The sequence below is a fragment of the Kangiella profundi genome (genome assembly GCF_002838765.1).
In the GTDB taxonomy this organism is placed as follows: domain Bacteria; phylum Pseudomonadota; class Gammaproteobacteria; order Enterobacterales; family Kangiellaceae; genus Kangiella; species Kangiella profundi.
In genome coordinates this window covers 702,374-714,348 of the sequence record NZ_CP025120.1, presented here as the reverse complement: position 1 = coordinate 714,348, position 11,975 = coordinate 702,374, and the positions used below count along the sequence as shown (strand labels likewise).

Annotated in this window: 15 protein-coding genes; 2 read left to right on the top strand and 13 right to left on the bottom strand. The window is 43.7% G+C overall.

Annotation, left to right across the window (positions count from 1 at the left end; all coding sequences use genetic code 11):
* Positions 1–61: 61 nt before the first annotated feature.
* The 4 genes from mnhG to CW740_RS03475 form a co-directional block, all read right to left on the bottom strand.
* Complete coding sequence (gene mnhG, locus CW740_RS03490) at positions 62–439, bottom strand: monovalent cation/H(+) antiporter subunit G (RefSeq protein WP_106646229.1); 378 nt, start codon at positions 437–439, stop codon at positions 62–64.
* On the bottom strand, positions 439–714 hold the full coding sequence (locus tag CW740_RS03485; RefSeq protein WP_106646228.1) for a monovalent cation/H+ antiporter complex subunit F: 276 nt from the start codon (positions 712–714) through the stop codon (positions 439–441). Before CW740_RS03485 ends, mnhG begins: the two co-directional genes overlap by 1 nt.
* Positions 714–1,199 (bottom strand): Na+/H+ antiporter subunit E, encoded by a 486-nt coding sequence (locus CW740_RS03480; RefSeq protein WP_106646227.1) that lies wholly within the window; start codon positions 1,197–1,199, stop codon positions 714–716. The genes CW740_RS03485 and CW740_RS03480 overlap by 1 nt, the downstream gene beginning before the upstream one ends.
* 291 nt (positions 1,200–1,490) lie before the next feature.
* Positions 1,491–2,885 carry a M28 family peptidase gene (locus tag CW740_RS03475; RefSeq protein WP_106646226.1) on the bottom strand — a complete coding sequence of 465 codons (1,395 nt, stop codon included), beginning with the start codon at positions 2,883–2,885 and terminating at the stop codon, positions 1,491–1,493.
* Between the two features lie 104 nt (positions 2,886–2,989).
* Here CW740_RS03475 and CW740_RS03470 point away from each other — a divergent pair, with 104 nt between their 5' ends.
* Together CW740_RS03470 and CW740_RS03465 are read left to right on the top strand one after the other, a co-directional pair.
* Entirely contained in the window at positions 2,990–3,475 is a 486-nt protein-coding gene (locus CW740_RS03470) for a glutathione peroxidase (RefSeq protein ID WP_106646225.1), read from the top strand.
* Complete coding sequence (locus CW740_RS03465; protein WP_106646224.1) at positions 3,468–4,298, top strand: SDR family oxidoreductase; 831 nt, start codon at positions 3,468–3,470, stop codon at positions 4,296–4,298. Before CW740_RS03470 ends, CW740_RS03465 begins: the two co-directional genes overlap by 8 nt.
* A 51-nt stretch (positions 4,299–4,349) precedes the next feature.
* Here CW740_RS03465 and CW740_RS03460 read toward each other — a convergent pair whose 3' ends face one another.
* From CW740_RS03460 to lepA, 9 genes are all read right to left on the bottom strand, one after another.
* Positions 4,350–4,868, bottom strand: a complete 519-nt coding sequence (locus CW740_RS03460) for a porin family protein (protein WP_106646223.1) — start codon at positions 4,866–4,868, stop codon at positions 4,350–4,352.
* A gap of 120 nt (positions 4,869–4,988) precedes the next feature.
* Entirely contained in the window at positions 4,989–5,372 is a 384-nt protein-coding gene (acpS, locus tag CW740_RS03455; RefSeq protein WP_188459743.1) for a holo-ACP synthase, read from the bottom strand.
* A gap of 6 nt (positions 5,373–5,378) precedes the next feature.
* Positions 5,379–6,128, bottom strand: a complete 750-nt coding sequence (gene pdxJ, locus CW740_RS03450) for a pyridoxine 5'-phosphate synthase (RefSeq protein WP_106646221.1) — start codon at positions 6,126–6,128, stop codon at positions 5,379–5,381.
* Positions 6,129–6,235: 107 nt separating this feature from the next.
* Positions 6,236–6,955: a DNA repair protein RecO gene (gene recO / locus CW740_RS03445; RefSeq protein ID WP_106646220.1), complete on the bottom strand. Its 720-nt coding sequence runs from the start codon at positions 6,953–6,955 to the stop codon at positions 6,236–6,238.
* Positions 6,955–7,854, bottom strand: a complete 900-nt coding sequence (era, locus tag CW740_RS03440; RefSeq protein WP_106646219.1) for a GTPase Era — start codon at positions 7,852–7,854, stop codon at positions 6,955–6,957. Before era ends, recO begins: the two co-directional genes overlap by 1 nt.
* 2 nt (positions 7,855–7,856) lie before the next feature.
* Positions 7,857–8,546, bottom strand: a complete 690-nt coding sequence (gene rnc / locus CW740_RS03435; protein WP_106646218.1) for a ribonuclease III — start codon at positions 8,544–8,546, stop codon at positions 7,857–7,859.
* A 33-nt stretch (positions 8,547–8,579) separates the two neighbouring features.
* Positions 8,580–8,945 (bottom strand): DUF4845 domain-containing protein, encoded by a 366-nt coding sequence (locus CW740_RS03430; protein WP_018625420.1) that lies wholly within the window; start codon positions 8,943–8,945, stop codon positions 8,580–8,582.
* Between the two features lie 74 nt (positions 8,946–9,019).
* On the bottom strand, positions 9,020–9,886 hold the full coding sequence (lepB, locus tag CW740_RS03425) for a signal peptidase I (RefSeq protein WP_106646217.1): 867 nt from the start codon (positions 9,884–9,886) through the stop codon (positions 9,020–9,022).
* 15 nt (positions 9,887–9,901) lie between these two features.
* The gene (lepA, locus tag CW740_RS03420) at positions 9,902–11,710 is read right to left on the bottom strand and encodes a translation elongation factor 4 (protein ID WP_106646216.1); all 1,809 of its coding nucleotides are present in this window, start codon (positions 11,708–11,710) and stop codon (positions 9,902–9,904) included.
* Positions 11,711–11,975 lie beyond the last annotated feature (265 nt).

Sequence of the window (11,975 nt, the reverse complement as noted above, 5' to 3'; positions counted from 1 at the left end):
GCGTTAACAATGCTAACAGGATGACATTAATGGTAATCTCGATGACTAGCTCCTTAATGACTTACAATTGATTATTAACTGATTCAGAACGAGGCTTGCCAAACTTTTCAGGAATCTCATCGCTGACTTCCAGCTTGCCTAACTTGGGTCGTAAACCACCATGTAATGCCGCTTTTGCCAACGCATGGCTGGCCGTCGGACTGGTCAATAAAATAAACAGGAAAATCAAAGTCAGCTTTACCAGCACAGTGGCTTGCCAACCGGTTTGTAGCATAAGACCAATAAGAATTAACGAGCTACCTAATGTATCAGTCACACCAGCAGCGTGCATACGACTAAAGAAATCCGGAAATCTGTGGATACCGACCGCTCCAGAAAAACACATGAAGCCGCCAAGAATCAAAAGCGCCCAGCTGACTACATCAAGAAAAATAGCCATTACGCCTTCTCCTTCGAATCATTAACCGTACGCTTGTATTCAAAAAAGCGAAGTACGCCAATCACGGTAATGAAGTTGATCAGCGCGTATACCAGTGCAATATCAAGAAATTCGGGGCGACCCATCAGATAGCCTAGAACGGCAATAAATAATACGGTCTTGGTACCGAAAAGATTCACCGCTAAAATTCGGTCATAAAGTGTAGGCCCAATGAATGCGCGCACTATAGCGAGCATCATGGCAACCATGAGTGCAATTGCAGCAGCTAAAAACATTAGTCCTCCAGTCGCTTAACTCTTCGATCCATTTCTCCGCCTTGCAGATATTGAATCGAATCATAAGTCAGTGCATAAACCGTCATCACATCATCTTCGATGTCCAGAGTGACGGTGCCCGGGGTTAAGGTAACGGAGTTACCGTAAATGGTTTTCCCCATATCTGTCTGCTGGCTCATTTTAAGTTGCATGACAACCGGGCTGATCGACTTTGGACCTGACCAGATCCGCTTAATGACTTGAATATTGGATTGAACAATTTCTTTTAACAACCACATCCAGTAAGCAAAAATTCTTCGACTGATTTGCAGTGGCTGAGATTCTTCATCAACGATGTTCAATCGATGTGCCACAAACACAACGAATAATACAGACACTGCTCCAAACGATAACAACATGGCATTATAAAAGCCTGAGTTACCGATCCAGATCAGTGACAATACAATGATCAAACTTATGGTGTAGCGAGAACTTTTAATCGTCATTAACAATCCACTTAGTAGAGCTAGTATGAAGTTTCAAACCTAAGCTCTCGCCGATGTAGTATCGGCTCAAGTCATAAAATCCAATCGATTGTAGCAACCCCCAAATACCCGCGCAAGCTAAGCTCATGCGAGGTATTAGGTAAAATTATCGTTCAATAAACTACATAAATAAGTAGTAAGAAAACTGGATTTTTTTACACTTTTTAACAAATTGGATAAAAAACAATCAGCAGAAAAACAAAAGACGCGTATATGACGCGCCTTTTGCAATCTAGATTTTAATATCAGGGCTTACTCAATACCAAACCCAAAATCACCTTCCATCTGCGCAGCTATGTAAGCAAGAACAACATACGCCGCAGTATTCTGATCCAAGGATTCTTTTTCAATTTTGTCAAAAGTATCATCAGGGGTATGGTGATAATCAAAATAATCAGTGCCATCCTGACGTAATGAGAACACGGAAATACCATAACCACGCAATGGGATAAGATCAGGCCCGCCACCAGCACGATTATTGCCATAGCTAATCCCTAAAGGCTCCATGATTTTTGCCATCTTCTCAACAACTGGAATAGCTTCTTGCTTTACTCGCGAATCTAAACGCCAGATTTTGCCTGCACCAAAGTCAGACTCAGCAGCAGTGATAATTCTGGTCAATTCATCTTTATGGGCTTCTGCATAAGCTTTTCCGCCGACAAGGCCTTGCTCCTCGTTAGCAAACATGATGACGCGTATGGAACGCTTAGGACGCTCTGGTAATCGAGCTATCAACTCTGCTGCCGCAACTGTAATACCTATTCCAGCACCATCATCAAGCGCTCCAGTGCCTAAATCCCATGAGTCCAGATGAGCCCCTAAAATAATATACTCGTCAGGCTTTTCGGAGCCGCGAATTTCGCCAATCACATTCTGCGACGTGTAATCCGGACCATCTTCAGCCTCAATTTCAAGCTTAACAGTCACAGGTTTGCCACGACGAATCATGTTCTCCAGCAAATCTGCATCTGGAGCAGATAAAGCCGCCGCAGGAATTCTCTTAACGCCCTCTTCGTAGCGCATCATACCGGTATGAGCCATACGATGACTGTCAGTGCCAATCGAGCGGATCATAATTGCAACTGCACCTTTTTTCGCAGCTTCAACTGCGCCACGGCCACGAGCTGATACCGCAGGACCATAGCCTGAGCCATCACGAGCACGCTTCATACGATTCTTGATGAAAACAATTTTTCCTTCGGCAATGCCTTCAGGGGCATTAATTAAATCTTCCAGAGTGTCGAACTCAATAATTTCTGCAGACAAGCCGCCCTCAGGTGTTCCAACACTAAACCCAAGTGCAGTAATTACTAGTGGTTGAGGATAAGGAGCCACAACTTCTGCTTTCTCACTACCACGTTTCCAGGTTGGGAAAGTAACTGGTTCAGTCCAAACCTTATCAAAGCCTAACTCCTGTAACTTAGCAACGCCCCATTTCACGGCAGCTGCATCACCTGGCGTACCTGCCATGCGCGGGCCAACCTCAGTGGTCAATGACTCAACCACCTCATAACCAATGGAGCTTTTTAAAGCCTCATCACGTAATTCTGCCGCAATTTTCAAATGCTTATCATCAATAGTTGGTACTTGTGCAAAAGCAGAAGCCCCCACCAACAAGCAAGCCGATAAACCAATTAATGCCTTCATCTTGTTACCTATGAGTCTTGTTAACGGTTTCGATTGACAGAGCAGACCAGTCATCGCTAGAGTGTTTTAATAGTCTATTGAGCTATGCCAATCGAGGACAAAAGATGAATACCATATACGAATACTCCGCCGTTTTGAACAATGGCCAGGAGGTTTCACTGGAACAGTACAAAGGAAAAGTGTTACTGATTGTAAATACTGCTAGTGCCTGTGGCTTTACTCCACAATACGAAGGGCTACAAAAGCTCTATGACGAATATAAAGATCAGGGCTTTGAAGTTTTGGCCTTTCCTTGCAATCAGTTTAATAATCAGGAAAAAGGCAGTGATGAAGAGATTAAACAGTTCTGCGATCTTAACTTTAATATCAACTTTCCTTTGTTTAAAAAAGTTGACGTCAATGGCGACAACGCCCATCCACTTTTTGACTACCTAAAAAACGAGGCACCTGGGCTGCTTGGTAGTAAAGGCATCAAGTGGAATTTTACCAAATTCCTGGTTGGCAAGGACGGTAAAGTCATCACACGTTTTGCCACTGCCACCAAACCAGAAGCATTAGAAAAACCTATAAAGGAAGCACTCGATGCCTAGCCTAAAAGACAGAGTCATCATTATAACAGGAGCGAGTCGTGGCATTGGCCGTGCTATGGCTATTCGTTTTGCTCAGGAAGGAGCCACTATTGTCATCGCAGCAAAATCCGATCAACCTCACCCTAAACTTCCCGGCACAATCCACACGGTTGCCAAAGAAGTTGAAGCAGCTGGCGGAAAGGCCATTCCAGTACAGTTGGATGTCAGAAAAGAACTTGCGATAAAGAAACTTTGTGATCAACTCGGTGAGCAGTTTGGACGCATTGATGCTGTAATTAACAACGCAGGGGCCATTAGTTTAACTAATGTTGAAAGCACATCTCCAAAACGTTACGACTTGATGCAGCAAATCAATTCGCGTGCAGTTTATTGCTTCGCTCACTATGCCCTACCCTACCTAAAAAAATCAGATAATCCACATATTTTGAGTTTATCGCCACCGGTCAATCTTGATGTTAAGTGGCTTAAAGATTACAGCCCTTACAGCTTGTCAAAATACGGCATGAGCATACTAAGTCGCGGTATCGCTGAAGAGTTTAAACCCTATGGAATTGCAGTGAATACACTTTGGCCAGAAACCTATATCGCTACAGCTGCCATAGAGTTTGCTGTAGGTAGCAAAGAAACCCTGAACTATGCGCGTAAGCCCGAAATCATGGCTGATGCAGCCTATGTCGTTCTCACTCATCCAAGTACGAATTACACCGGTTTATGGCTGATTGATGAGCAGGTTTTAAAAGCCGCCAAGGTCACTGATTTTAGTCAGTATGCTTACAACACAGACTATGAAGATCGCATTAAGCAAGATCTATTTTTAGATTAGTTCAGCATAAAAAAAGCGAGCCTTAGCTCGCCTTTTTATTAATAGATAAGATTAGAGTCTAGCTTTAAATCCTAATCCAATACCATCGATTTCAACACCATCTTTATCAAGATATCTCATAAACTCCAGAGTGATATCTACGTTTTTAGAAACGGAGAAGTCAGCTCCCAAGCCATATGAAAAATCTGACTCTGAGTCACTGGCTGTAACGCCAAAATCGGAGACTTCTATTTTTGATTTAGTGTAACCGGCAATAGCATAAGGATAAAAGCCATCAGTTACAGGAACACCTGCTCTCAGGTAAGCGCCATAATAATGCTTCATTTCAACATCAGCGCCGAAGTAGTCATCGTCAGTAATACCGACACCTAAACGTACTTCACCGGAGAAGTTCTCATTAAAATAGGCTCCAAAACGCCCGTCTAATGTCATGACATCCACACCAGAGCCCGTATCATCGATACTCTGTTGAGTAACGCCCACGCCATAGTAAGCACCCTCTTTTGCAGAAACTGCTGTAGCCATTGTTAAAGATGCGACTACTGCACCAGCTATCATTGTTATTTTCATCACAATTGTCCTTCTGTTGATATAAGTAAGAAGAGATTTCAGGTGCTAGTAAACCATTTTCAAGCTGAATGCAGTCTGAACTAAATTGGTAGGATGAAAAAATATAGAGATGGGGAAAAACTAATCGGTTTCTGCAACAGCAAAAGCTACCGCATGTTTTTTTTCGTCTGAGATTGAGAGGTGAATTGTGGTGATACTTTGCTGCTGTGCCCAATCCTTGGCCTTTCCCTCAAGTCTAACCTGAGGCTTACCGATTTCATCATTAGTTATAACCAGTTGGACGAAGTCAATGCCATGCCTCATTCCTGTGCCAAGCGCCTTACTAATAGCTTCCTTTGCTGCGAAACGCTTGGCCAGATAATTCACTTTATTTTTAATCTGGTAGTAAATATCCAGTTCTTGAGGAGCGAGCGTTCTTTCAGCAAATTTATCGCCATGCCGTTCCAGGGAGCGCTCGATTCTTTGAATGTCGACAATGTCGGTTCCCACTCCGTAAATCATCAATAGTCCTCAGGAATTAAAAGGCCACTGACGAGCTTCTACCATCAGTTTTTTCATGTCGGCGACCGCTTTGTCCAGACCGCTGAATAGAGCCCGTCCGATAATGGCATGTCCAATATTCAGCTCAACAATTTCAGGTATTGCAGCAATCGGCTGGACATTATGATATTGAAGACCGTGGCCGGCATTAACCTGTAATCCTTCAGAGACAGCATGCTCAACTCCATGCTTAACTTTCACTAATTCAATTTCCTGTTGCTCGGGGCTTTTAGCGTCGGCATAGGCGCCAGTATGAATTTCAATTAGAGGAGCCCCGGTTCTTGCTGCAGCGTTAATCTGTTCTTCATCAGCATCTATAAACAACGAAACCTGTATCCCAGCTTCAGCCATGCGGTAACAGGCATCTTTAATTTTGTTTTCCTGACCTTTTACATCCAAACCGCCTTCTGTCGTTAACTCTTCGCGCTTTTCAGGTACTAGGCACACATAATGAGGTTTGACACGCTCGGCAATCGATAGCATTTCATCAGTTACCGCCATTTCTAGATTCATGCGTGTTTGAATGGTACGAGCCAATATTTCCACATCACGATCAGTTATATGTCTTCTATCTTCTCGTAAGTGAACGGTAATCCCATCTGCACCGTGTTGTTCTGCTACGAAAGCCGCCTGTACTGGATCAGGATAATCAGTACCTCTGGCATTTCGCACTGTTGCTATGTGGTCTATGTTGACGCCAAGTAGAATTGGATTTTTCATAAGTATGCCGTTGAGTTAATACGATTGGGTAAGCTGTCCCAATTGTAATACTGGATTAATCTTACAACAATGAATTAAAAGTTATGCTGCTGAACATGCTATGAAACCTAAGACTGCATAGCAAGGGTTTGCTGCAAAAGCTTTCTGCTATTAAGTTCTTTGCCATTGAGCAACTGATCAATGTTCATTCGACAAACCTTCCGGGCCAAAGCCGGCGCACCGCTTAACTGCCACTGATGATTGGCTACCGCAAGAATAGTCGCTCCCTGTGCAAGCCAACTATCCGCTGGAGCCTGCAGCTGAGGAATAAAACCCTGCTCAGGAACAAAGGCATAAGTCATACCCTCTTCGATGGCATCACCATAAATATCATGTTGCCAATCAATGGCATAACCTAATACATCAAGCAGCTCTAACTCAAACTCACGAAGAATCAAGTTTGGCTTATCGCCCGAATGAAGGTGCTTAAGGCTGGTTTTATATAAATGAAAAATATCCAGATGCGGATCCCACTGGATAAAAAGCCGTAGCAACAACTCATTAAGGTATAATGCGGATAGACTGGCAATGCCTTGCAGGCGATGAGCAAATCCGTCAGGCTCAAGCTGCTTAAGCGTCTTCAGCTCTCCTCGACCAATCCAGCTCACCTTGAGCGGTTGAAAAGGTTGCAGCAATGCTCGATTTGAATTTTTGCGATTACCACGAACGCCTTTGGCTAATACGTTTACACGACCAAAATCTTCGGTAAATAACTCAACAATCAGGCTGGTTTCTTTAAAAGGCCTGGCATGCAGGACAAAAGCTGATGTAAGTTCCGTATCGGCCATTAAATATCATCGTAACCCAGAGAGCGGAGAGCTCGTTCATCATCAGCCCAGCCATCTTTTACTTTAACCCATAACTGCAAAAATACTTTGGTACCGAACAGCTCTTCCATGTCTATTCGAGCATCCTGCCCAATCTGCTTTAGTCGCTGCCCCTGCTTACCGATAATGATCGCTTTCTGGCCTGAACGCTCAACAAGAATCAACCCATTGATATGCAGTGTGCCCTTTTCATCCGACTTAAACTGCTCGATTTCGACGGTGGATGAATAGGGGATCTCTTCGCCTAATGAACGCATCAGTTTTTCGCGAATCAGTTCCGCTGCCATAAAACGCTGGCTTCGGTCAGTCACATAATCTTCCGGGAAGAATAAATCACCTTTCGGAAGCCAATCTTTGATCTGGCTGATTAATGGCTCAAGATTGTCTCCACGTAATGCAGAACCTGGGAAAACTGCATCAAACTCAAAGCGCTCGGTGATTTTAGCCAGATGAGGTAATAACTGCTCTTTATCCTGAATTTTATCGACTTTATTAACAAAAAGAATGGTTTTACAGTTAGTTTGCTGTAACTTTTCCAGCACTAACTCATCATCTTCAGTCCACTGTGTGCCATCGACCACGAAGATAATAACATCAACATCTACCATCGAGCTGCTGGCAGCTCGATTCATATAGCGATTGATTGAGCGAGCTTCTTTTTTGTGGATACCCGGTGTATCAACAAATAGAATCTGCGCGTCATCATCGGTATAAATACCTAAAATTCGATGGCGGGTGGTTTGTGGTTTTCGTGAAGTAATACTGACCTTTTGCCCAAGAATGTGGTTCATCAAAGTCGATTTACCAACATTGGGTCGGCCAAGTACCGCGACGTAACCACAACGAAAATCTTCATGCATAATTATTTACCATCTAATATTATTGCTAACGCTTTTTCAGCAGCCTGCTGCTCTGCGTTGCGTCTGCTCGAGCCTGAGCCATGAGTTTTGACCTTCTTTTCTGATAGCACACAAGCCACATCGAAAGTCTGTTTATGTGGCTCGCCTGTCACTTTCAGTAGTTCGTACTCAGGCAGAGGTAGCTTGCGTGATTGAAGCCACTCCTGAAGTTGTGTTTTAGGATCTTTTTGCACCGACTTGAGGTCAACATTAGTCAGGCGTTTTTGGTAGAGACCTAAAATGACCTTTTTAGCCCCATCAAATCCGGTATCCTGATATATGGCACCAATAATGGCTTCCAGGGCATCAGCCAGAATTGAGGCGCGACGAAAGCCACCACTTTTAAGTTCACCTTCACCTAAATAAAGACAGTCACCGAGCTCTAACTCTTTAGCAATTTCGGCTAAGGTTTTGCCTTTAACCAGACTTGCTCGTAAGCGGGTCAGTTGTCCCTCATCTGCTTTCTTTAAATGAATAAATAAATACTCGGCAATTACCATTCCTAAAATGGAGTCACCGAGGAACTCCAGACGTTCATTATGTTTATTAGCGCCGCTTCTATGAGTTAGCGCCAATTTAAGCAAGGAGGGATCAGTGAATTGATAGCCAAGACGATTACATAATCGTTCGATTAACAGTTTTTTGTGACTCATCTTGGCGATAGAAACCTTACTTTTAAGTGCTCTCTAATTAAGAGGTACTTCATTTTCAAATTCAAGCAGTGCGCTAATATTTCCGAACAACGGAATGCGGCGTTCATATTTGATATAAAGGGCGCGACCACCAGTTATATCCTTGATTTTGGCATCTGAAGCTTTTACCGATTTAACCTCATTAATATTAAAGCGGCCTTCAAGCAGGCGTCGAATTTCGCCAGTTGAGCTGTTACCCACATTCTGTTCAGCTACAGAAGCCATAGAGCTCTTAATACTGAAATATTCCAGATAAGCTGGTGTCAGTTTGATCAACATGAACATAAAAAACAGGACGATGGCCAGCACAATTACCCAACCCGCACCTGTCATACCATCTTGATACTTTTTGTTTAGCATTTCCCCATACTCCTTTGTCCTTTCTGCCAGATACTCATCTCTGGACAGAAAACGCGTTAACGCACTGATTTTGCTTATTCAATAGAACCTACTCTACCAAAAGATACGCCTTTTGGTAACTTTTTACCAAATATAACCGGCTCTTCTGTGAACTCTAAAAACAACCACTTGTAGGCTGCCCGTCCAATTAGAGCATCCTCATCAACAAATCCCCAAAAACGAGAATCAGCACTGCCATCACGATTGTCACCCATAGCAAAATACTGGCCTTCTGGAACAACAGTTGACCATGAGTGATTAAGGCTTTGTGACCTTTGTATGCCCTTATATAAAACTTGATAATCATTACCGCCCAAATTTTCGCTGTAAAGATCTAGAATTTCTCCTTGAGGTACTAACTCTGGGACTTCATCGGAAACAAATTGAGGGCGAAGCTCAATCGGTTCGCATGTTTCGCCAGACTCGCAACTGGGAGTGATAGTTAACACTCCTCGGCTCCACTCCAGGCGGTCACCCGGTTCACCAATGATACGTTTAATGTAAGCAGTTTGCGGCTCATGAGGTGGATGAAATACAGCCACATCACCCCGTTTTGGAGAGCCAGTAGGGATAATTACAGTATTAAAGCCTGGCATGCGAATACCGTAGGAAAACTTATTAACTAGAATAAAGTCGCCGTCATAGAGTCCTGGGTTCATGCTGCCAGAAGGAATTCTGTAGGGCTCGTATAGAAAAGACCTGAGTAGAAAAACGACGAGAATAATCGGGAAAAACGAGCGGCTGATATCGATGAACATAGGCATTTTTTCATTCCCTTTTTCATCATATTCAAAGCCTTTGGCTTCCCTTTCTTTTCGCCATTTCAGCTTATCAATTAAAACAACGGCGCCTGTAATGACAGTTGCCAGCAGCAAATAAAATCCAAAATCGTAATATATCATCAGGCCCTTCTTTTGTTATTTATTGTCTTTTCCAACATGCAGCACTGCAAGGAAGGCTTCCTGTGGAATTTCCACTTTACCAACCTGCTTCATGCGCTTTTTACCGGCTTTTTGTTTTTCCAATAACTTACGCTTACGAGACACGTCACCACCATAACACTTTGCCAGTACGTTTTTACGCAAGGCTTTTACGGTTGAGCGTGCAATAATATGATTCCCAATTGCCGCCTGGATGGCAACTTCAAACATTTGACGAGGAATAATCTCCTTCATCTTTTCAACCAGCTCACGCCCTTTATATGGCGCCTGATCTTTATGCACGATCAAGGCCAGAGCATCAACTGTTTCACCGTTAATCAGAATATCAAGACGTACCAGCTTGTCAGTCTGGAATCGTTTAAAACTGTAATCCAATGAAGCATAACCACGGCTGACTGACTTTAACCTGTCGAAAAAGTCCAGCACCACTTCATTCATCGGCATTTCATAAGTTAAAGCCACCTGATTTCCGGCATAATGCATTTTGGTCTGTACGCCGCGCTTCTCAACACACAAAGTAATAACTGCACCTAGATGCTCCTGTGGTACTAAAATATTAGCCTCACAGATTGGTTCTCTAATCTCATCGATGTTTGATAATGGCGGTAATTTAGATGGATTATCAACATAAAGAGTTTCACCATCAGTGGTAGAAACCTCATAAACCACTGTTGGTGCTGTGGTGATCAGATCCAGGTTATACTCACGCTCAAGACGCTCCTGAATGATTTCCATGTGCAACATTCCAAGGAAACCACAACGGAAACCAAATCCTAAAGCCGTAGAGTTCTCTGGTTCATAAAACAAGGAGGCATCATTCAGACTCAACTTTGCCAGAGCGTCACGGAAAGACTCGTAATCATCAGAGCTGACAGGAAACAGTCCTGCATAAACCTGAGGCTTAACCTTTTTAAATCCAGGCAACGGCTTTTCAGCTGGAGACTTTGCCAAGGTAATGGTGTCACCTACTGGCGCACCCTGAATCTCTTTAATACCTGCAATAATAAAGCCCACTTCGCCGGCACGCAGAATCCCGGTGTCATTACGCTTCGGAGTGAAAATACCCACATGGTCCACAACATGGGCTTTACCGGTCGACATGACCTGCATTTTTTCGCCATTACGTATGGTACCCTGCATTACTCGTACTAAAGAAACGACACCAAGGTAGTTATCGAACCATGAGTCCACAATCAAGGCTTGAAGCGGTGCATCAGGATCACCTTTTGCAGGTGGAATATCCCTGACGATACGCTCTAGTAAATCTTCAATACCAACACCCGTTTTAGCGCTGCACTGCACCGCATCCATCGCCTCAATACCAACGATATCTTCAATTTCCTGAATCACACGATCCGGATCAGCCGCTGGCAAATCAATTTTATTGAGTACCGGCACTACTTCCAGATCCTGCTCAATCGCGGTATAGCAGTTAGCCAGAGTTTGAGCTTCAACACCCTGTGCAGCATCCACTACCAATAAGGCACCTTCACAAGCAGCCAGAGAACGCGATACTTCATAGGAAAAATCGACGTGCCCTGGAGTATCAATAAAGTTAAGTTGGTAGGTATGACCGTCCTTTGCCGTGTAGTTCAAGGTCACACTCTGCGCTTTAATGGTAATTCCACGCTCACGTTCTAAATCCATGGAATCCAGCACCTGCTCCGCCATTTCCCGGTCGGTAAGGCCCCCGCACGTCTGGATCAGGCGATCCGACAAGGTTGATTTACCGTGGTCAATATGGGCAATAATAGAGAAGTTACGAATATAATCGGTGTAGGACATAGATGTTCCGCTGAATTCCTTCGATTGTTGGTGAATGTGCCATCAAGAGAGCCATCTGCCGGCCCAACTCAAAATAGCTTGCTACGCATTGGTATACTTGAAATTTAGCGGCCTATTGTAGCTGAAACAACTGAAAAGGCCAGCACTAGAGCGTGTTGAGCTTTGCGGTTCGTTTTTGCAGCAGTTTGTTTGGCTTTTATACAAGGCATCGTGTGTGAGGTGTAGTCATTCTCCATCCACACGCGATAACACAGTAGAAAAGCCT